The 24,345-nt window shown below is 67.1% G+C and carries 1 protein-coding gene; it reads right to left on the minus strand.

Annotated features, from left to right (window positions below):
- Window positions 1-24 precede the first annotated feature (24 nt).
- Window positions 25-24,330 carry a non-ribosomal peptide synthase/polyketide synthase gene (locus tag GGR62_RS19995; protein WP_260306324.1) on the minus strand — a complete coding sequence of 8,102 codons (24,306 nt, stop codon included), beginning with the start codon at window positions 24,328-24,330 and terminating at the stop codon, window positions 25-27.
- Window positions 24,331-24,345: the final 15 nt, after the last annotated feature.

Below are 24,345 nucleotides of genomic sequence, written 5' to 3' on the forward strand. Positions count from 1 at the left end.
GCGTTGGACTTGCAACGAGCCAGATCATTCGTAATAGCGGCTCCGGTCCACCAGCGCGGCGATCGGGGCGCTGGACGCGGCGGCACTGTCGGCCAGCGCCGCCGCCATGCGCGCGAGCGTCGGCTCGGCGAACAGCCGCGACAGCGGCAGCTGGCGTCCGAGCCGGGCCTGGATGCGGGTGGCCAGTTGCACCGCCAACAACGAATGTCCGCCGATATCGAAGAAATTGTCGTGCCGGTTGACCGTGCCGACGCCAAGCAATTCGCACCAGATCTCCGCCAATGCGCATTCGGTTGCGCCCTGGGCGGGATCCGCCTCGGCAATCCCCCGCTGGGTGTCGTCGGGCGCGGGCAGCGCACGCAGGTCCACCTTGCCGTTGGCGGTGAGCGGCCAGGCCTGCAGGCTCACGTAGGCGTCGGGCAGCATGTAGTCGGGCAGCGTGGTGGCCAGATGGCGGCGCAGTTCGTCCGGGTCGTGCGCCGTCATGTCATCGCTTTGCGCGCCGATCACATAGGCGACAAGACGGCGTTGTCCGGCCGTGTCCTCGCGCACCCGCACCACCGCCTGGTCGACCTGCGGATGGGTGTGCAGCGCCGCCTCGATCTCGCCGGGTTCCAACCGGAAACCGCGAATCTTGCTCTGCGCATCGCGTCTGCCCAGGCACTCGAGCAGGCCGTCGGCGCGCCAGCGGCCCAGATCGCCGGTCCGGTACATGCGCGCTCCCGGTTCCCCGCTGAAGGGATCGGGTACGAAATGCTCGGCAGTCAATGCGGGCTTTCGCAGATAACCCAGTGCCACGCCAAGGCCGGCGATATGCAGTTCGCCCTGCATCCCGACAGGCAACGCTTGACGATGTTGATCGAGGACATGCACACGCAGGTTACCGATCGGCTTGCCGATCGGAATGCGTCGGCCATCGGCCGGCACCTCGGTGACCGCAACGGCAGTGACGAACTGCGTGGTCTCGGTAGGGCCGTAGGTCTGCAGCAGCGTCTGTGGCGGGGTATCGCGCAGCAGCGTGGCCAGCGCCTGCGGGTCGGCGATGTCGCCACCGGTGATCAGATAGCGCAGCGTCGGTAGCTCGCGCGCCAGCTCGGTTGCGTAAGCGCGCAGCACACCGGCGACCAGGATCAGCACGCTGATGGCATGGGTGCGGACGAACTGGGACAGCACGCTTGGGTCAAGTATGACCTCCTGCGGCACCACCACCACACTGCCACCGCTCAACAACGGTGCCCACACTTCCAGCGTGCTGGAGTCAAAGGCCGGGTTTGAGGCGAAGGCGAAGCGGTCGTCGGCCTGCCAGCGGGCGTAGTCCGGGTCGCGCACCAGATTGAGCACCGCCTGATGCGGCACAAGCACGCCCTTGGGTGTGCCGCTCGAACCAGAGGTGTACATCACATACGCCGGTGCGGCGGTGGGCAGCAGCGGCGCTGTAAATGCTGCGGTCAGTGGCCCGTCCAGGGTGATGTCCACGCAAGGCGCTGCGCTCCATGGCGGTGCTTCCCCAGCCGCGTGCACGATGGCGCGGGCCTGGCAATTCCCGGCCAACTGGGCATGTCTGGCTGCAGGTTGAGCTGGATCCAGCGGCACATAGGCCGCGCCTGCCTTGAGGATGCCCAGCTGTGCGGCCACCAGCTCCGCACTGCGCGGCAGCAGGGTGACCACACAATCGCCACTGCGCACGCCGGCTGCGCGCAGGAGCATGGCGATGCGGTCGCTATGCGCGTCCAGTTCGGCATAGCGCAGGCTGTGGGCGCCGTCGATGACGGCGATGGCATCGGGCGTGCTGCGGGCCTGGGCCTGGAACGCGGTGTGGATGGTGGTCGGCGGCGACAATGCGCGTACCGTGCCATTGCATTGCTGCAACGCGCGCCATCCGGCCGCATCCAGCAACGGCTGCCGGTCCACCGCCAGCGTCGGCGCATCGGCCAAGGCCGCCAGCAGACGCGCGTAGTTGTGCAAATACCCTTGCATGGTGCTGCGATCGAACAGCGCGGTGGCGTAGCGCAGCACGCCGCCGATCCGCGAGGGGGCGATCTGCATGTCCAGCGAGAGGTCGAACTGGGCGACGCAATGTTCGCTCGGGTAAGCGCTCAGGTGCAGGTCCGGAAGATCCAGTGCGCCGGCAGGCGTGGTGTCGGCGGAAAACATCGTCTGGCACAGCGGCGTATGCGCCAGGCTGCGGACCGGCCGCACCGCTTCGATGATGCGTTCGAACGGCAGATCCTGGTGGGCTTGTGCGGCAAGCAGCCTGGTCTGGACCTGGTCCAGCAATTCCAGGAACGTCGGTCGAGCGGACAAGTCGATGCGCAACGGCAAGGTGTTGACGAAGAAGCCGATCAACGGTTCCAGTTCGCTGCGATTACGGCCTGCGGACGGTGTGCCGATGACCAGATCGGTCTGCCCGCTGTAGCGGGCCAACAGCGCTGCCCATGCAGCCAGCAACAGACCGAAGAGGGTGACGCCGTGCTGCACGGCCAGTGCGTGCAGACGCATGCTCAGGTGTTCGTCCAGGATCAGTTCCACATCGTCGCCGCTGGTGTCTTGCAGCGGCGGGCGCGGCCGATCGGTGGGCAGCTCCAGCAAGGCTGGCGCATCGCGCAGGTGCGTGCGCCAGAAATCCAGCTGCTTTTGCTGCAGTTGGCTGTCGATCCAGCGATGTTGCCAGGCGGCGTAGTCGGCGTACTGGATCGGCAGCGGCGGCAGCGGATCGGGGGCATCGCCGACGAAGGCCGCGTACAGCGCGCCGAGCTCCTCGATCACGACGCCGATGGACCAGCCGTCGGAGACGATGTGATGCATGCTCAGCAGCAGCACATGCGCGTCCTCGGCCAGGCGCAGCAGTCGGCCTCTGACCAACGGACCGTTGGCGAGGTCGAAGCCGGTGCTGGCTTCGCTGCGGGCGTGCAGGCGGGCGGCGCTTTCCGGTGCCGGGTCGCTGCTCAGGTCGATCCGTTGCAAGGCCAGTTCGCACGGTGCGGCGATGATCTGCACCGGGATGTCGTCCACGCTGGCGAAGTGGGTGCGCAAGGTTTCGTGACGCGCCACGATGCGATCCAGCGCACGGGTCAGCGCCTGGACGTGCAAGTTGCCACTCAGGCGCACGCCGCGGTGCATGATGTAGGTCGCGCCGGTCCGCGGATCGAGTTGGTTCAGGAACCACAGGCGCTGCTGGGCGAAGGACAGCGGCATCGGTGCGGTGCGCGGCATCGGCAGGATCGGTGGCAGAGCGGTGGCGCTCGCCTCTCCCAGGACCTGGGCCAGCTCAGCCAGGCGCGGCTGGGCGAACAGCGCAGCCAGCGGCAGTTCCAGGCCGAGGGTGCTGCGGATGCGCGAGATCAGGCGCACGCCCAGCAACGAGTGACCGCCAAGGGCAAAGAAGCTGTCGTGGCGGCCGACCTGCTCGACCCCGAGCAGCTCGCGCCACAGCTGTGCCAGGGTCTGTTCCAGCGCACCTTGCGGCGGTGTATAGGCCTGCACGGCCAGCGCATCGGCGTCCGGCGCGGGCAGGGCACGGCGGTCCAGTTTGCCGTTGGCGGTGAGTGGCAGTGCGTCCACGTGCACATACGCAGTCGGCAGCATCACCTCGGGCAGGCGCGTGGCCAGCTGGGTGCGCAGCGTGTCGGCGCTGAGCTGCTCGGCGTCGCCGACCAGATAGGCGACCAGGCGCGGCTCGCCGGGGGTGTCTTCGCGCAGCAGCACGGCCGCGTCATCCACGCCGGCGCAGGCGCGCAGCGCGGCGGCGATTTCGCCCAGCTCGATGCGGAAGCCGCGCAGCTTGACCTGATCGTCGTTGCGGCCCAGATAGTCCAGCGCGCCGTTCGCGCGCCAGCATGCAAGGTCACCCGTGCGATACATGCGCTGGCCGGGCTGGTCGGCGAACGGATCGGGGATGAAGCGTTCGGCAGTCAGATCCGGTCGGCCTAGATAGCCGCGTGCCAGCTGCGGTCCGGCGATATGCAGGTGACCGGCCACGCCGATCGGTGCCAGCTGACCGTGCGCGTCGAGCACGTGGATGCGCAGATGCGCAATCGGTTTGCCAATCGGCACGCGGCCACTGGGGTCCAGTGCATCCTCGCGCGTGGTGTCGTGCACCACGCAGCCGACCACGGTTTCGGTAGGGCCGTATTCGTTGATCAGCCGCGTGTGTGGTGCGAGCGTTTGCCAGCGGGCGAGGGTGGCCGCAGGCAGGGCTTCGCCGCCGATCACCATCACTGCCGGGCTGAGCGGTCCTTCATGCTCAGCCAGCTGTTGGCCGAGCACTTCCAGATGGGCTGGAGTGAGTTTGACCAGGCCCAGCGGGGTCGGATCGCACAGGCGCTGACGCAAGGCGTCCAAGGTGTCGTGCTCGGGCAGCAGTTCGACCCGTGCACCGCACAGCAGTGGGGCGAGCAGGCTGGTCAGCGTGGCATCGAAGGCCAGCGAGGAAGACACCACCGCGCTGGGGAACGGTCGATAGGTTGCGATGGCCCATTGCAGGTAATGCGCAGCGCCAGCGTGAGTGAGCAACGTGCCCTTGGGCTGGCCGGTGGAGCCGGAGGTATAGATCACATAGGCAAGATGGTCCGCGCACAAGCCGGGGACGCTCGGTGCGCCGGGATCGTCCGCACCTACATCCATGTCCGTGTCCAGGGTCAGCACGCTGACCCGCAGCATGGCGCGGCTGGCGGGCAGGCGATCCTGCAGTTCGGTGCAGGTCAGCACTGCGCGCGGGCGGCTGTCTTCCAGCAGGAAAGCAAGGCGTTCGTCGGGCAGTTCCGGGTCCAGCGGCAGATAGGCCGCGCCGGCCTTGAGGACCGCGAGCAGGGCCACGACCTGGTCGATGCCGCGCGGCAGATACAGCGCGACGCGGCTCTCCGGTCCAACGCCCAAGGTGCGCAGACGATGGGCCAGCTGATTGGCCCGCGCTTCGAGGACGGCGTAGCTGAGTTGAACATCTGCTTCCTGCAAGGCGATGGCATCGGGCGTGCGCCGTACCTGCGCTTCAAACAGGTGATGGATGCACGCCGCTTGCGCCAGTGGCGCAGTCTCGGTGCTGGTGAAGCGCTGCAGCTGGGTGCGTTCGTCGACAGGCAGCAGCGGCAGCTGCGCGATGGGCAGCTGCTCATCGGCGGCCATGCCGGCCAGCAGCTGGACGAACTGGGCCAGATGGCGCTCGATGGTGCCGTGGTCAAACAGCGCGCTGGCATAGCTCAGGCTACCGACGATGCGGTCTCCAACTTCGCCCAGGAACAGCTCCAGATCGAACTTGGCATCGGCCGATGGCGACTGGAACGGCTGCAGTGCGATCCCCGGCAAGCTCAGCTCGGCATCGGGCACGTTCTGCCAGGTCAGCACGACCTGGAACACCGGTTGGGCGGACAAACTGCGGGTGGGATTGAGTGCTTCGATGACTTGCTCGAAGGGCAGGTCTTGATGGTCCTGCGCAGCCAATGCAGTGGCACGGACTTGGCTCAACAGCTCCGCGACCGACGGGTTGGCGCGCAGATCGATCCGCAGCGCCTGGGCGTTGACGAAGAAGCCGATCAGCGCTTCGAGTTCGCTGCGGGTGCGGTTGGCGACAGGCGCGCCGATCACGACTTCATCCTGTCCAGACAGGCGTGACAGCAGCACTGACCAGGCGGCCAATACCGTCATAAAGACGGTGCTGCCATGACGTTGACTCAAGGCGCGCAATGCGCTGGTGAGTTCGGCATCGAGGGCGATCTCGATGCTGTCGCCGCGGTAGTCCTGCAGCGCAGGACGCGGGCGATCGGTGGGCAGTTCCAGCAGCGCCGGAGCGCCGTGCAGGTGTTCGCGCCAGAAGCTGAGCTGACGCTGCAGCAGCGGGCCTTCGAGCCAGCGACGCTGCCACAGGGCGTAGTCGGCGTATTGGATCGGCAGCGGCGGCAACGGATCGGGCTGGCCCAAGGCGAAGGCGGCATACAGGGTGCTGAGTTCGCGCACCAGCAGGCCCATGGACCAGCCATCGGTGACGATGTGATGCATCGTGACCAGCAGGCGATGTTCGTGCTCGGCCAGGCGCAGCAGGCGGCCGCGAATCAGCGGGCCAGTTGTTAGATCGAAAGGCGTGCTGGTCTCAAGTTCGGCATGGCGTTGAGCATCTGCATGTGGATCTGCTGCCTGGCGCAGATCGACACATTGCAACGCAAAGCCGATGTCCGGCGCTGCGATGATCTGCGTAGCGCCGTCGTCGATGGAGACGAAACTGGTGCGCAGCGCTTCGTGACGGGCGACGATGCGGTCCAGCGCCTGCTGTAGCGCGGGCAGATCGAGGACGCCGTGCAGATCCACGCCACCGGGCATCAGGTAGGCCAAGCTGGCACGGTCGTCGAGTTGATCCAGGAACCACAGGCGCTGCTGGGCAAAGGACAGCGGCAGCGATGCGCTGCGGTCTGCCGGCACGATCGCCGGCAAGGTGCTGGCGGCGGTGGTGTCCAACGCCTGAGCCAACTCAGACAGGCGTGGTTGGGCGAATAGCGCGGCCAGCGGCAGTTCCAGGCCGAGCGTGCTGCGGATGCGCGAGATCAGGCGCACGCCCAGCAACGAGTGACCGCCCAGCGCGAAGAAGCTGTCGTGGCGGCCGACCTGTTCGACCCCGAGCAGCTCGCGCCACAGCTGTGCCAGGGTCTGTTCCAGCGCACCTTGCGGCGGCGTGTAGGCCTGCACAGCCAGCGCATCGGCGTCCGGCGCGGGCAGGGCACGGCGATCCAGCTTGCCGTTGGCGGTGAGTGGCAGTGTTTCCAGGATCACATACGCGGTCGGCAGCATCACCTCGGGCAGGCGCGTGGCCAGCTGGGTGCGCAGCGTGTCGGCGCTGAGCTGCTCGGTATCACCGACCAGATAGGCGACCAGGCGAGGCTCGCCGGGGGTGTCTTCGCGCAGCAGCACGGCCGCGTCATCCACGCCGGCGCAGGCGCGCAGCGCGGCGGCGATTTCGCCCAGCTCGATGCGGAATCCGCGCAGCTTGACCTGATCGTCGTTGCGGCCGAGATAGTCCAGCGCGCCGTTCGCGCGCCAGCATGCAAGGTCGCCCGTGCGATACATGCGCTGGCCGGGTTGCTCTGCGAACGGATCGGGGACGAAGCGTTCGGCGGTCAGATCGGGACGGCCCAGATAGCCGCGTGCCAGCTGCACGCCGGCAATCTGCAGTTCGCCGGCCACGCCGATGGGGGCCAGTGTGCGATGGGCATCGAGCACGTGCAGGCGGGTATTGGCGATGGGTCGGCCGATGGGCACGCTGCTGCGATCAGCATCGGTGCATTCCCAGATGCTGACATCCACCGCCGCTTCGGTTGGGCCGTAGAGGTTGTACAGGCGGACCTGTGGCAGGCGCTCGCGGACTGCCAGGGCCAGATCCGCAGGCAAGGCTTCGCCGCTGCAGATGATGCGTTTCAGAGTGAGGCACGCTCCGTGCGGCAAGGCGTCCATAAACACCCGCAGCATCGAGGGCACAAAGTGCACGGTGTCGACGCCGGCCTGCTCGATCAGGTTGATCAGGTAGGTCGGGTCTTTGTGGCCACCAGGCTGAGCCAGGACCAGACGTGCGCCCACGCGCAGCGGCCAGAACAGTTCCCACACCGAGACGTCGAAGCCGACCGGGGTTTTCTGCAACACGGTCTGCTCGGGCAGCAGTTGCAATGCCTGCTGCATCCACTGCAGGCGGTTGTCGATGCCGGCATGGGTGTTGACTACGCCCTTGGGCTGTCCGGTGGAACCGGAGGTGTAGATGACGTAAGCCGGGTGCTGCGGGTGCAACGCCGTGACCTTTGGAGCATGGGTGGGAGCTGAGGCCCACGCAGCCGGTTCGGCGTCCAACAGCACGGTGTGCAGATCATCGCGTTTGGCCAACACTGCGGCGGTCTCGCGATGGGCAATCAGCAACCCAGGACGTGCGTCGGCGAGCATGCCGTCCAGGCGCGCCGCTGGCACATCGCTATCCAGCGGCAGGTATGCAGCGCCGGCCTTGAGCACAGCGAGCAGGGCCACGACCAGATCGATCCCGCGTGGCAGACACACCGCCACACGGTCCTCGGGTGTCACACCCAGATCGATCAAGTGATGTGCGAGCTGGTTGGCACGCATATCCAGCTCGGCGTAACTGAGCGCGATGTTTTCTTCGACCAAGGCAATGGCCTGCGGCGTGCGCCGGGCCTGCGCTTCGATGGCGCGATGCAGATAGCCGCTGCCATCCAGCTCGGCATCGGTGGCGTTGAACGTTTGCAGCTGCGCGCGTTCGTCGATGGGCAGCAGATCCAAGGCATGCAGCGCGGTATCCGGCGACTGCTCCAGTGCCTGGAGCATGACCTGCACGGCCTGCAGCAGCATCGCCGCCACGCGCTCGGCGCCGATCCGCTGGTCCGCCTGAACCTCCAGCGCGAAGCCACCGTCGGCAGCGATGTCATCGATCGAGAGTGTCAACGGATAGTGGGTGCGTTCTTGCAAGACCAAGGCCTGCAGGTCCGGCCATGATTGCGCTGTTTCGATGGGCGCCTGCACCGCGCTGCCGCCGGCATAACGGTAATTGATGAGTGTGCTGAACAGCGGTGTCGGCGCAGCGATACCGCTGCAGCGCTGGGCCAGCGCCAGTGACGCGTGTTCGTGGTGGAGCAGCTGGGCGAGCTGCTGCTGGGTCTGGCGCACCGCGTCGGCCACGCCGCGACCGTCGCGTTGCAAGCGGATGGGCAGGGTATTGAGGAACATGCCCAGCACGCGGTCGGCGCCGCTGCCGGCGTGCATGCGGCCAAACAAAGCGGTGCCGAACACCACATCGCTCTGGCCGCTGGCCTGAGCCAACACCAGTGCATAGGCCAGGTGGAACAGGCTGGCCGGGCTGACATCGAGTCGGCGTGCGCGCAAGCGCAAGGCCTTGCACAGCGCTGCGGGCAGCGCCGTGTTGGCTTGCTCGATGCCTGTGCCGTTGCCATGCGCATCCTGTAGCCCGAACGGGGCGGCGGTGCTATCAAAATCGCTTAGCTGCTGGGTGAAGAAGGCGCGGTGTTGGTCTTCACTCACACCCAACCGGGCCTGGGCGACGAAGTTGCGGAACGGCAGCGGCTCGGGGAGTTGGTCCTGCCGCCGGTCCAGATGTGCCTGCACTTCGGCGACCAGCAGCTCCAGGGTCGTATGGTCGATGACCAGATGATGGGTCTGCAGGCCGAGCAGCCAGCACTGCTGCCGGGGATCTTCAACCAGATGGGCGTGGATCAGCGGCGCTTGGCTGACATCCATGCGGTAGGTGCTGGAGTCCATGCGCAGTCGCAATTCGGCCAGTACGTCCGGCGCATCGATGGTCAGCACCTGCAGCGGCAGCCGGGCTTGGCGCCAGACGACCTGGACCGGCGTGGGCAGGCCTTGCCAGGCGAAGCTGGTGCGCAGGATATCGTGGCGGGCGATCACCGCTTCCAGCGCGGCGACGAACGCATCCAGATGGTTGCGCGTGTCGAAGGCCAGCACGCTGATGTTGAGGTAGGCATCGCCTTCGGAGCTGGCCAGATGATGGAACAGCAGTCCTTCCTGCAGCGCTGCCAGTGGGTAGATGTCCTGCACGTTGGCTGCGCCACCTTCGACGGTGGCCACGGCCGCGTCGATCTGGCGCTGGGTGAGCTGGACCAGCGGCAGCAGCGCGGGGGTGATGTCGGTGCAGCCGGGCCAGATGCGGTTAGGCGGGATGCTGACCGTGGCGGCGGGGGTGAGCGTGCTGGCCAGGCCGGCCAGGGTGGGCGAGTTGAACAACGCACGCACTTCCAGCTGCCAGCCGTGCCGGCGCAGGCGCTCGATCAAGCTGATCGCCATCAGCGAGTGGCCACCGAGAGCAAAGAAGCTGTCGTGGCGGCCGATCTGTTCGACGTCGAGCAGCTCGCTCCACAGCGACGCGAGCAGGATTTCGCGCTCACCTTCGGGCGCGACATAGACCTGCACAGCCAGCGCATCGGCGTCCGGCGCGGGCAGGGCACGGCGATCCAGTTTGCCGTTGGCGGTGAGTGGCAGTGTTTCCAGGATCACATACGCAGTCGGCAGCATCACCTCGGGCAGGCGCGTGGCGAGCTGGGTGCGCAGCGTGTCGGCGCTGAGCTGCTCGGCATCGCCGATCAGATAGGCGACCAGGCGCGGCGCGCCGGGAGTGTCTTCGCGCAGCAGCACGGCCGCGTCATCCACGCAGGCGCAGGCGCGCAGGGCGGCGGCGATTTCGCCCAGCTCGATGCGGAAGCCGCGCAGCTTGACCTGATCGTCGTTGCGGCCGAGATAGTCCAGCGCGCCGTTCGCGCGCCAGCATGCAAGGTCGCCCGTGCGATACATGCGCTGGCCGGGTTGCTCTGCGAACGGATCGGGGACGAAGCGTTCGGCGGTCAGGTCGGGTCGGCCCAGATAGCCGCGTGCCAGCTGCACGCCGGCAATCTGCAGTTCGCCGGCCACGCCGATGGGGGCCAGTGCGCGATGGGCATCGAGCACGTGCAGGCGGGTATTGGCGATGGGTCGGCCGATGGGCACGCTGCTGGTATCCGCATCGGTGCATTCCCAGATGCTGACATCCACCGCCGCTTCGGTTGGGCCGTAGAGGTTGTACAGGCGGACCTGTGGCAGGCGCTCGCGGACTGCCTGGGCCAGATCCGCAGGCAAGGCTTCGCCGCTGCAGATGATGCGTTTCAGAGTGAGGCAACGCTGATCGGACAAGGCATCCAGGAACACCCGCAGCATCGAGGGCACAAAGTGCACGGTGTCGACGCCGGCCTGCTCGATCAGGTTGATCAGATAGGTCGGGTCTTTGTGGCCACCAGGCTGAGCCAGGACCAGACGTGCGCCCACGCGCAGCGGCCAGAACAGTTCCCACACCGAGACGTCGAAGCCGACCGGGGTTTTCTGCAACACGGTCTGCTCGGGCAGCAGTTGCAATGCCTGCTGCATCCACTGCAGGCGGTTGTCGATGCCGGCATGGGTGTTGACTACGCCCTTGGGCTGTCCGGTGGAGCCGGAGGTGTAGATGACGTAAGCCGGGTGCTGCGGATGCAACGCCGTGACCTTTGGAGCATGGGTGGGAGCTGAGGCCCACGCAACCGGTTCGGCGTCCAACAGCACGGTGTGCAGATCATCGCGTTTGGCCAACACTGCGGCGGTCTCGCGATGGGCAATCAGCAACCCGGGACGTGCGTCGGCGAGCATGCCGTCCAGGCGCGCCGCTGGCACATCGCTATCCAGCGGCAGGTACGCAGCGCCGGCCTTGAGCACCGCCAGCAGGGCCACGACCAGATCGATCCCGCGTGGCAGACACACCGCCACACGGTCCTCGGGTGTCACACCCAGATCGATCAAGTGATGCGCCAGCTGGTTGGCGCGCATATCCAGCTCGGCGTAACTGAGCGCGATGTTTTCTTCGACCAAGGCAATGGCCTGCGGCGTGCGCCGGGCCTGCGCTTCGATGGCGCGATGCAGATAGCCGCTGCCATCGAGCTCGGCATCGGTGGCGTTGAACGTTTGCAGCTGCGCGCGTTCGCTAGCCGGCAATAGCGGCAGTGCGCCGACACGGATGCTCTGTTCGGCGACCATGCCGTGCAGCAAGGTGACGAACTGCTCCAGCTGACGGGCCATGGTGGCCCGGTCGAACAGCGCGGTGGCATAGCTCAGGCCGCCGCAGATGCCTGCATCGGTTTCTTGCAGCGACAAGTGCAGATCAAACTTGATCGTCGCACTGGCCTGGTGGATGTCCTGGGTCTGCAAGTGCGGCCAGGATAGATCCATGGCGCGCTGCGCATCCCAGGTCAGCATCACCTGGAACAAAGGATGATGGCCGAGGTTGCGCGGAGGATTGAGCGCCTCGATCACCTGCTCGAAGGGCAGGTCTTGATGCTCCTGGGCGGCCAGGGCGGTCCTGCGAACCTGGGCCAACAACTCGGCGACGGTGGGGTTGTTGCCCACATCGACATGCAAGGCCTGGGTGTTGGCGAACAGGCCAATCAGCGGTTCCAGTTCGCTACGTGGGCGGTTGGCGATGGGCGTGCCGATGACCACGCTCGATTGATTGGACCAGCGCGCCAGTACGCTGGCCCAGGCGGCCAGCATGGTCATGAAGAGCGTGGTGCCATGATCCAGGCTCATGGCCCTCAAGGCCTCGCTCAGTGAGGCATCCAGCGCGAATTCCAGCGTGTCGCCACAGTAGTCCTGCGTGGCAGGGCGAGGCCGGTCGGTGGGCAGGTCCAGCAGCGTCGGAGCGCCTTGCAGGTGATTGACCCAGAACTGGCGCTGACGCTGCAGCGTTTGGTCGGTGATCCAGCAACGCTGCCACACCGCGTAGTCGGCGTACTGGATCGGCAGCGCGGGCAGCGGGTCGGCCAATCCTTGCGAGAATGCGCTGTAAAGCGTGCGCAGCTCGGCGATCAGTTGGCGCATCGACCAACCATCGCAAATCAGATGGTGCAAGGTGACAAACACCACATGATCGTCTGCGCCCAGGCAGACCAGGCGGCCGCGCAACAAGGGTCCACGGGTCAGATCAAAAGGCAGACTCGCTTCCAATGCGGCATGGTGCGCAATGACGCGCTCGGGATCGGCGCCATCGACCGATGCGATGATCTCCAGGGCGAAGCCGATCTGCGCTGAGGCGATGCGTTGTTCAAGCATGTCACCGTCAAACCCAACGTGGGTCCGCAGCGCTTCATGGCGGGCCACAAGGCGATCCAGTGCCGCGCACAACGCCTCGCGATTCAGCGCGCCCAGCAGCCGCACAGCGGTGGGCATCAGATAAGCGGCGCTGGCACCGGCGTCGAGCTGGTCCAGAAACCACAGCCGCTGCTGAGCGAAGGACAGCGGCAGCTGGCTGGTGCGTGGCACCGGCATGATCGGTGGCAATACGCTGGATGTCGCCTGGGCGACCGCCTGCGCGAATGCGCTCAGCCGTGGTTGGTCAAACAAGGTCGCAAGCGGCACCTCGCGTCCCAACGCGGCGCGCACCCGGCCGCTCAGCTGTGTAGCCAGCAGGGAATGTCCGCCCAAGGCGAAGAAACTGTCGTTGCGTCCTACGCGCTCGACGCCGAGCAGCTCGGCCCATAGCACGGCCAGACGCTGTTCCAATCCGGGTCGTGGCGCCTCATACGCCTCGGTCTCCAGTGCCTGATGATCCGGTGCGGGCAGTGCGTTGCGATCGAGCTTGCCGTTGGCGGTCAGCGGCAGGGCCTCCAGTGGCACATACGCCGCCGGGACCATGTAGTCGGGCAGGCGCAGGGCCAGCTGATGGCGCAAGCGATCAGGGCCGAGGGCATCAGCGTCGCCGACCACGTAGGCGACCAGGCGTGTGTCGCCGGGATGGTCCTGGCGGATGACGACCACTGCTTCGCGGACGTCATCGCAGGCGCGCAGCGCGGCGGCGATCTCTCCAAGCTCGATGCGGAAGCCACGCAGCTTGACCTGGTCATCGTTGCGACCGAGGAAGTCCAGCACGCCATCGGCACGCCAGCGCGCCAGGTCGCCGGTCTTGTACATGCGCTGGCCGGGTTGGGCGGCAAACGGATCAGGGAGGAAGCGTTCGGCGGTCAGATCCGGGCGACCCAGATAGCCGCGTGCCAGCTGCGGGCCAGCGATGAAGAGCTCGCCGCGTGCGCCCAATGGAACCAGCTGCGCATGCGCATCGAGCAGGCGCATGCGGGTCTCGGCCAGCGGTCGGCCGAGCGGTACGACACTGCCGGGTTCATCGCCCAGTACCGGGTGCAGGCTGGCCCAGATGGTGGCCTCGGTCGGGCCATACAAATTCCATAGCTGACCGCCGCCGGCACGCAGGCGCTGGGCCAGATCCTGGCTCAAGGCCTCGCCGCCGCACAGCATGCGCAGCCCCGGCCGGCTGTGCCAGCCAGCATCCAGCAGCATCTGCCAGAAGGCCGGGGTGGCTTGCAGCACCGAGACGGCGTGCTGCTCCAGTCGTTGCACCCAGTCGGACGGGTCCTGGATCGTCTGCTCGCCGGCGATGAGCACGCAGGCGCCATTGACCAAGGGGGCGAACAGTTCCAGGCCGGCAATATCGAAGCAGACCGTGGTCACCGCCAGCAGACGGTCCTCGGGCGACAGCGGCAGTTGCGCCTGCAGTGCGGCCAGGAAATGCATCAGCGCACCGTGGCTTATCACCACCCCCTTGGGCCGGCCGGTCGAGCCGGAGGTGTAGATCACATAGGCCGGATGCTGGGGCGACAAGGCCGCAACCGTCGGCGCCTGCGTGGGCGCATCGGTCCACGTGGCCGCGTCGCTGTCCAGCAGAACGTTGGTCAGGTCAGTCTGTAGGGTCAGTGGCGCCGCCGTGCGCTGGTGGGCGAGCAGGACGCGGGGCTGCGCGTCGACCAGCATGTCCTGCAGACGCGCGGGCGGATAGGCCGGGTCCAGCGGCAGATAGGCGGCACCGGCCTTGAGCGTGGCCAGCAGCGCCACGACCAGGTCGATCCCACGCGGCAGGCACACCGCCACGCGGTCCTCGGGTGTCACACCCAGATCGATCAAGTGATGCGCGAGCTGGTTGGCGCGCGCGTCCAGCGCGGCGTAGCCGAGCGTGTCCGCTTCGCACTGCAGGGCGATGTTCAGCGGTGTGCGCTGCACCTGCGCTTCGAACAGACGATGCACGTAGGGCGCGTCCGGCGGTGTCGCCAGGTCGTGGTGCACCTGGTCCAACACGATCTGGCGCTCTGCCGCTGGCAGCAGGGGCAGCTGGGCCACGCGCACACGGTCAGCGTCGAGCAGACCGCGCAGCAGCAGGACGAACTGAGCCAGATGGCGCTCGATGGTGCGGCGTTCAAACAGACTGCAGGCATAGCCCAGGCTGCCGAGGATGCGGCCATCGTGCTCGCGTAGGGACAGGTCGAGATCGAACTTGATCGTCGGCAGCACCGCATCGATGCTTTCGGCGACCAGGCCTGGTAGCGCGATGTCGCCGCTTGGCGTGTTCTGCCAGGTGAACATCGCCTGGAAGACCGGATGATGGGCCAGGCTGCGGGTCGGGTTGAGCGCTTCGATGACCTGCTCGAACGGCAGATCCTGGTGCTCCTGGGCGGCCAAGGCTGTGCTGCGGACCTGGGCCAACAGCTCGGCAACCGACGGGTTGCCACGCAGGTCGATGCGCAGGGCCTGGGTGTTGGCAAACAAGCCGATCAACGGTTCAAACTCGCTGCGGTGGCGGTTGGCCACCGGGGTGCCGATGACCACCTGCTGCTGACCGGACAGGCGCGACAACAGCACCCCCCAGGCCGCGATCAAGGCCATGAAGACGGTGGTGCCGTGGCGCTGGCAGCACGCCTTCAAGGCGTCAGTCAGATCCGCATCCAGGACCACATCCAGGGCATCGCCTCGGTAATCCTGCCGGGGCGGGCGTGGATGGTCGATTGGCAGATCCAGCAGGGTCGGGGCGCCGTGCAGGTGCTCGACCCAGAAGTCGCGCTGGCGTTGCAGCACATCACCCCTGATCCAATCCCGTTGCCATGCGGCGATGTCGGCGTATTGCAGCGACAGCGGTGGCAGCGGATCCGGGCGTTGCTCAACGCATGCGCCATACAGCGCCGCCAGTTCCTGGACCAATATGCCCATCGACCAACCATCGCAGACCAGATGGTGCAGGGTGATGAGCAGGACATGGTCGTCGGCGGCCAGGCGCAGCAGGCGGCCCCGGGCCAGCGGTCGTTCGGCGGGGAAGGGCGTGCTGGTTTCCAGTTCGATATGACGCCTGACCTGGATCTGCGGCTCCGATGCGTGACTCAGGTCCACGCAGTCCAGGGCAAAGCCGATCTGCGGCGGCGCGATGCGCTGGGACGGTATGTCATCGTCCAGCGCCACGTGGGTCCGCAGGATTTCGTGGCGGGCCACGATGCGATCCAGCGCACTGCCCAACGCAGCGGCGTGCAGGGCACCGCGCAAACGCAGCGCCATCGGCATCAGATAGGCCAGATCGGCATCGGTATCCAGGCGGCCCAGGAACCACAGGCGTTGCTGGGCAAAGGACAGCGGCAGCGGACCGGTGCGCGGGACCGGCACGATCGGTGCCAGGATCGCCGCAGCGGTGCCGTCCAAGGCCTGAGCCAGATCGGCCAGGCGCGGATGCGCGAACAGCATGGCCAAGGACACGTCCAGACCCAACTGCGCGCGAATTCTTCCGATCAGTTGCACCGCCAGCAGCGAGTGTCCGCCCAGGGCGAAGAAGTCGTCGTGGCGGCCGAGTTGCGCAACGCCGAGCAACTCGGTCCAGAGCGGTGCCAGGCGCTGTTCCAGCCCCTGCCGCGGCGGTTCATAGGCCCGGGTGTCGAAGTCGTGGCGATCCGGTGCCGGCAGCGCACGCCGATCCAGCTTGCCGTTGGCGGTCAGCGGCAAGCCATCCAGCTGCACGTAGGCGGCCGGCAGCATGTAGTCCGGCAGCGATGTCCCCAGTTGGGCAGGCAGTGCCTGGCAGACCTCGGTATCGCCAACGACATAGGCCAGCAGCCGTTTGTGGCCGCCGCTGTCCTGATCGAGTACCACCACCGCATCGCGCACGCCGGCACAGGCGCGCAGTGCGGCGACGACCTCGCCCAGTTCGATGCGGAACCCGCGGATCTTGACCTGCTCGTCTTGCCGGCCGAGGAAGTCCAGGCTGGCGTCGGCGCGCCAACGCGCCAGGTCGCCGGTCCGGTACATGCGCTGGCCAGGCTGCTTGGCGAACGGGTCGGGGACAAAGCTGGCTGCGGTCAGGTCGGGGCGGCCCAGATAGCCCAGGGCCAGCTGGGCGCCGCCAATGTGGAGCGCGCCTTGGACGCCGATCGGCGCCGGCTGGCCAAAGCGGTCCAGGACCAACAGGCGGCTATTGGCCAGCGGCCGGCCAATCGGTACCGGCTGGCGTGGGTCAGGAGCGCTGTGCAGGGCCAGCGCGGTCACAAACTGAGTGGCCTCGGTCGGGCCATAGGTCTGTAGCAGCACGTCCGGGCCGGGCGCCTGCAGCATCAACGCATGGCTGTAGGGATCCGCCAGGTCGCCGCCGGTGATCAGCAGGCGCAGGCTGGCCAGGCGGCCGCTCAACATCGGCGCATAGGCGCGCAGCACACCGGCAACCAGGATCAGTACCGAGATACGCAGGTCAGCGATCTGCGTGCACAGTGCCTGCGGATCGCGCAGCACCGCCGGCGGCACGATCACGATCGTCGCGCCGTTGAGCAAGCTGCTCCACACCTCCAGGGTGGCCGAGTCGAAGGCCGGATTGGAGGCGAAGGCGACCCGGTCGGTGGCCAGGATCCTGGCCGCGCCGGGTTGGCATGCAAAGTTGAGGATGGCCCGGTGCGCAATCACCACGCCCTTGGGCGTACCGGTCGATCCGGACGTGTACATCACATAGGCGGCGCTGTCGGGCCAGATGAGCAGCGACGGTGCGTCGGTGGGGCCTTCGACGTCCAGGCAGTCCATGTCAACGCGCACGGCGTTGCCGTTGGGGAGATCCCTTGTCGAGTGGCTGATCACCAGCAGCGCACCGCACTCATCCAGGATCCGGCGCATGCGTTGGGCGGGATGTTCGATGTCCAGCGGCACATACGCCGCGCCACATTTAAGGATCGCCAGCTCGGCCACGATCAGATCTGCAGAGCGCTCCAGCGCGACCGCGATCCTGCTGCCCGGTGCCGCGCCCAGGGTGCGCAGGTGATGCGCCAGCCGGTTGGCCTGGCGGTCCAGCTCGGCGTAGCTGAGCGTGCAGTGTTGGTCCACAACGGCCACGGCACTCGGCGTCTGCCGGACCTGTTGTTCAAACCGCTGATGGACCCCGCCTTCGGCCAGCACGACGGCCTCGGTGGCGTTGAACTCCTCCAGCACCTGCGTCCGCTCGGCCTGGCCCAGGCGGGTCAGCGCATGCAATGGCCGGTTCGGCGCCACGGCCAAGGCGTGTGCCAGCTGCTGCAGGATCTCGGCCATGGTCTGCGCCAGTGCGTTCGGATCCAGCCCCTGGCTCGCCTGCACATCGACCGAGAACCCGCCGCTATCGTGATCGTCGTTGATCGCCAGCGATAACGGATAGTGGGTGCGTTCGCGCAAGTGCAAGGTATCGATGCCTTGCCAGATCGCCTCGCTGCGCGCTTGGTCCTCGGCAAGCACGTTGCCACCACCCCGGTAGCGATAGTTGAACAAGGCAGCGAACAGCGGCGCCGGTGCCTGGATCCCGCTGCAGCGCTGGGCCTGGGCCAGCAATGCGTGCTCGTGATGCAGCAGCTGGGCCAGCAGACGTTGGGTCTGCACAACCGCCTGCTCAACGCTGGTATGGTCGCGCCGCAAGCGCAGCGGCAAGGTGTTGAGGAACATGCCCAGCACCCGGTCAGCGCCGGCCGAGGCGTGCAAGCGGCCGAACAACACGGTGCCAAATACCACGTCATCGCGGCCGCTGGTCTGTGCCAGCAGCAGCGCGAACCCTAGGTGGAACAGGCTGGCAGTGCTGACTCCCAGACGGCGTGCCTGTTGCCGTAGCGTGCTGGCCAATGCGTCGGGCAAGGCCAGATTGACGTCCTGTAGCGGGCTTTCGACCTGGCTCACGCCGAACGGCACGGTCGGCTCTGTGACCTCGCCCAGCATCTGGGTAAAGAAGGCGCGATGCTCCTCTTCGCTCACCCCCAGGCAGGCCTGGGCGACGAAGTCGCGGAACGGCAGCGGCTCGGGCAAGAGGTGCTGGCGCGCATCCAGATGCGCTTGCACTTCTTCGACCACCAGTTCCAGCGTGGTGTGGTCCATCACCAGGTGATGATATTGCAGGCCCAGTAGCCAGGATCCGCGTTCGGCCTCATCGGCCAGATGCGCGCGCAGCAACGGCGCCTGGCGCAGGTCGATGCGGCGGTACTGAGTGTGCAGACGCGCTTGCAATTGCCTGGCCACATCGCTGCCGGCCAATCGATGGCGCTGCACCGGCAATGGCGCATGCCGGCGGACCACCTGGACCGGCGTACGCAGCCCTTCCCAGAACACCGCAGTGCGCAGGATGTCGTGGCGTGCGATGACCTGATCGAGCGCATCGATAAAGCGGTCGCGCTTGTCACACGCGTCGAAGGCAATCACGGTGCTGCTCAGATAGATGTCATCGACAGGCTCAGCCACGTGGTGGTACAGCAGTCCATGCTGCAACGGCGCTAGCGGGTAGATGTCCTGAATGTTGCTGGCGCCGCCTTCCAGCGTCTGGACGATGCTGTCGATTTCGGCCTGGGTGAGCGCCACCAGCGGCAACAGGTCCGGGGTGATATGGGTGCAGGCGGCGGTGATCGGATTGGCCGGGACGCTGACCATGGAGGCGGTCTTGAGCGTCTGGGCCAGGCCGATCAGGGTCGGGGTGCTGAACAGAGCGCGCACTTCCAACTGCCAGCCGAGCAGGCGCAGGCGCTCGATCAGTTTGACGCCCAGCAGCGAGTGCCCGCCCAGGGCGAAGAAACTGTCGTGGCGGCCGACCTGTTCGACCCCGAGCAGATCGCTCCACAGCTGTGCAAGCATCTGTTCGAGCTGGCCCTGCGGAGGTTGATGGGCTGCGTTGCCCAACCCGGTTTGATCCGGCGCGGGCAGGGCACGGCGGTCCAGTTTGCCGTTGGCGGTGAGTGGCAGTGCGTCCACGTGCACATACGCAGTCGGCAGCATCACCTCGGGCAGGCGCGTGGCCAGCTGGGTGCGCAGCGTGTCGGCGCTGAGCTGCTCGGCGTCGCCGACCAGATAGGCCACCAGGCGTGGCTCGCCGGGGGTGTCTTCGCGCAACAGCACGGCCGCATCGTCCACGCCGGCACAGGCGCGCAGGGCGGCGGCGATTTCGCCCAGCTCGATGCGGAAGCCGCGCAGCTTGACCTGATCGTCGTTGCGGCCGAGATAGTCCAGCGCGCCATCGGCACGCCAGCAGGCAAGATCACCGCTGCGATACATGCGCTGGCCGGGCTGTTCGGCGAACGGATCGGGGATGAAGCGTTCGGCAGTCAGATCGGGGCGGCCCAGATAGCCGCGTGCCAGCTGTGGCCCAGCGATATGCAGGTGCCCAGTGACACCAATCGGTGCCAGCTGAGCGTGCGCATCGAGCACGTGGATCCGCAGATGCGCGATGGGCTGACCAATCGGCACCCTGCCGCTGGGGTCCAATGCATCTTCGCGGGTGGTGTCGTGCACCACGCAGCCGACCACGGTTTCGGTAGGGCCGTATTCGTTGATCAGCCGCGTGTGTGGTGCGAGGGTCTGCCAGCGGGCGAGGGTGGCCGCAGGCAAGGCTTCGCCGCCGATGACCATCACCGCTGGGCTGAGCTGGCCTTGATGCTCGGCCAACTGCTGGCCGAGCACTTCCAGATGGGCCGGGGTGAGTTTGACCAAGCCCAGCGGGGTGGGATCGCACAGGCGCTGACGCAAGGCATCGAGGGTGGCGTGCTCGGGCAGCAGTTCGACCCGTGCACCGCACAGCAGTGGGGCGAGCAGGCTGGTCAGGGTGGCATCGAACGCCAGCGAGGAAGACACCACCGCGCTGGGGAACGGACGATAGGTATCGATCGCCCATTGCAGGTAATGCGCAGCGCCAGCGTGGGTGAGCAGGGTGCCCTTGGGTTGTCCGGTGGAGCCGGAGGTATAGATCACATAGGCCAGATGGTCCGCGCACAAGCCGGGGACGCTCGGTGCGCCGGGGTCTTCAAGATCGCTGTGTGCGTCGGTGTCCAGGGTCAGCACGCTGACCCGCAGCATGGCGCGGCTGGCGGGCAGGCGATCCTGCAGCTCGCTGCAGGTCAGCACCGCACGCGGACGGCTGTCGGCGAGCAGGAAGGCCAGGCGTTCGCTGGGGAGTTCCGGGTCCAGCGGCAGATAGGCGGCGCCGGCCTTGAGGACCGCGAGCAGGGCCACGACCTGATCGATCCCGCGTGGCAGATACAGCGCGACGCGGCTCTCCGCTCCAACGCCCAAGGTGCGCAGACGATGGGCCAGCTGATTGGCCCGCGCTTCTAGGACGGCGTAGCTGAGTTCGACGGTGTCGCAGCGCAGCGCGATGGCATCGGGCGTACGCCGTACCTGGTCTTCAAACAGGTGATGGATGCACGCGGCCTCCGCCAGTGGCACGGTCTCGGTGCTGGTGAAACGCTGCAGCTGGGCGCGTTCCTCGGCCGGCAGCAGGTGCAAAGCATGCAAGGCGGTGTCTGGCGCATCTTCCAGCGCCTGGACCAGCGCCTGCACGGTCTGCAGCATCAGCGCGACGACCCGCCCGGTACCGATCCGGCGCTCCACCTTGACCTCCACCGCAAAGCCTGCGCTTGCGGCGATGTCATCGATGGACAGCGTCAGCGGGTAGTTGTTGCGATCCAGCCCGTCCAGCATCTCCATGCCGTGCCAATCGTGCGCGCTCTGGCTTGGCGTCTGCCCCGCGTTACCGCCGACATGACGATAGTTGAGCAGGGCGGTGAACAGCGGTGCGGGCGGCGCGATGCCACTGCAGCGCTGGGCCAGGGCCAGCGGCGCGTGTTCGTGATGGAGCAATTGGGCGAGCTGCTGCTGGGTCTGGCGCACCGCATCGGCCACGCCGCGTCCGTCGCGTTGCAGGCGGATGGGGAGCGTATTGAGGAACATGCCCAAGACGCGATCTGCACCGCTGCCGCCCTGCATGCGTCCGAACAAGGTGGTGCCGAACACCACATCGTCCTGGCCGCTGGTCTGGGCCAACACCAGCGCGCAGGCCAGGTGGAACAGGCTGGAGGGGCTGACATTGAGCCGGCGAGCTTGCCGGCGCACACCGGCGGCCAAAGCCTCAGGCAGCGGCTGCAGCGCCTGTTCGATATCCGCGCCGGTGCCGTGCACCTCCCACAGGCCGAACGGCGCGGTGGGGGTTTCCAGATCGCCCAGCTGCTGGGTGAAGAAGGCGCGGTGTTCGTCTTCGCTCACGCCCAGGCGGGCCTGGGCGACAAAATTGCGGAACGGCAGCGGTTCGGGCAAGCGCGCCTGCTGTCCATCCAGATGCGCCTGCACCTCCTCGATCAGCAGTTCCAACGTGGTGTGATCCATCATCAGATGATGGTTGTGCAGGCCCAGCAGCCAGCGCCCGTGCGCGGGATCTTCCACGACATGGGCGTGGATCAGCGGCGCCTGGCTGACATCCAGGCGGAAGGTGCTCGGGTCCATGCGCAGGCGCAATTCGGCCAGCACGTCCGGCGCATCGATGACCAGCATGTGCAGCGGCAGCGTGGCATGGCGCCAGACGACTTGGACCGGTGTGGGCAAGCCTTGCCAGGCAAAGCCGGTGCGCAGGATGTCGTGGCGGGCGATCACCGCCTCCAGCGCGGTGACAAAGGCATCCAGGCGCGTGCGGGTGTCGAAGGACAACACACTGATGTTGAGGTAGGCATCGCCCTCGGGGCTGGCCAGATGATGGAACAGCAGGCCTTCCTGCAGCGGCGCCAGCGGATAGATGTCCTGCACGTTGGCCGCGCCACCTGCCACGGTGGCGACGACCGCGTCGATCTGGCTCTGGGTGAAGTGGACCAGCGGCAACAACTCGGGGGTGATGTGGGTGCAGCCGGGCAAGATCGGGTTGGGCGGGATGCTGACCGTCGCGCCGCAGGTGAGGGTGCTGGCCAGGCCGGCCAGGGTGGGCGAGTTGAACAACGCACGCACTTCCAGCTGCCAGCCGTGCCGGCGCAGGCGCTCGATCAGGCTGATCGCCAACAACGAATGGCCACCGAGGGCGAAGAAACTGTCGTGGCGGCCGACCCGGTCGATATTGAGCACTTCGCTCCACACCGCTGCGAGCAGGATTTCGCGCTCTCCGTCCGGGGCGAGGTAAGCCTGAGTGGCCAGCGCATCGCCATCCGGCGTTGGCAGGGCGCGGCGATCCAGCTTGCCATTGGCCGTTAGCGGCAGTGCGTCTACATGCACATAGGCGGTAGGCAGCATGACGTCGGGCAGGCGCGTGGCCAGTTGCGTGCGCAAGGCGTCGGCGCTCGAGCCGGTGGCGTCGCCGACCAGATAGGCGACCAGGCGCGGCTGGCCGGGGGTGTCCTCGCGCAGCAGCACGGCGGCGTCGTGCACGCCGGGGCAGGCGCGCAGCGCGGCAGCGATTTCGCCCAGTTCGATACGGAAGCCGCGCAGCTTGACCTGGTCGTCGTTGCGGCCGAGGAAGTCCAGCGTGCCGTCGGTACGCCAGCAGGCCACATCGCCGCTGCGGTACATGCGCTGGCCGGGCTGTTCTGCGAACGGATCGGGGACGAAGCGTTCGGCGGTCAGGTCGGGGCGGCCGAGGTAGCCGCGGGCGAGCTGCGGGCCGGCGATATGCAGGTGGCCGGCGACGCCGATCGGTGCCAGCTGACCGTGCGCATCCAGGACATAGAGCCGTAGATGATCGATCGGTCGGCCAATCGGCACGCGGCCGCTCGGGGCCAGGGCATCGTCGGCGGTGGTGGCGTGCACCGCGCAGCCGACCACGGTCTCGGTGGGGCCGTATTCGTTGATCAGGCGGGTCTGGGGCGCCAGCGCCTGCCAGCGCGCAAGAGTCGCTGCGGGCAAGGCTTCGCCACCGATCACCATCACCGCAGGACTGAGCGGCTGCTGATGGTCGGCTAGCTGCTGGCCGAGCACTTCCAGGTGGGCCGGAGTGAGTTTGACCAGGCCCAGCGGGGACGGATCGCACAAGCGCTGGCGTAGAGCCTCGAGCGTGTCGTGCTCTGGCAGCAGTTCGACCCGGGCACCACACAGCAGCGGTGCGAGCAGACTGGTCAGCGTTGCATCGAAGGCCAGCGAGGAAGACACCACCGCGCTCGGTAATGGACGATAGGTGGCGATGGCCCATTGCAGGTAATGCGTGGCACCGGCGTGAGTGAGCAACGTGCCCTTGGGCTGGCCGGTGGAGCCGGAGGTGTAGATCACATAGGCCAGGTTGTCCGGGCACAGGCCGGGCACGCTCGGTGCGCCAGGATCGTCAAGATCAGTGTGTGCGTCCGTATCCAGGGTCAGCACGCTGATGCTTTGCATGGCGCTGCCGATGGACTGGAGTCGCTCGTGCAGTTCGCCACAGGTCAGCACCACGCGCGGGCGGCTGTCGGTGAGCAGGAAGGCCAGGCGTTCGTCGGGCAGGTCCGGGTCCAGCGGCAGGTAGGCGGCGCCGGCCTTGAGCGTGGCCAATAGCGCCACGACCTGCTCGATGCCGCGCGGCAGGTACAGGGCGACGCGGTGTTCCGCTGCGACGCCCAGTGTGCACAGGCGATGGGCTAGTTGGTTGGCGCGCGCTTCGAGCGCGGCGTAGCTGAGTTCGACGGTGTCGGCGAGCACTGCGATGGCATCGGGCGTGCGTCGCACCTGGTCTTCGAACAGGTGGTGGATGCACCTGGCCTGCGCCAGCGGAGCGGTCTCGGTGACGGTGAAGCGCTGCAGCTGGGCGCGTTCGTC

It is taken from the genome of Xanthomonas sp. 3075 (assembly GCF_014197275.1).
Classification (GTDB): domain Bacteria; phylum Pseudomonadota; class Gammaproteobacteria; order Xanthomonadales; family Xanthomonadaceae; genus Xanthomonas; species Xanthomonas campestris_B.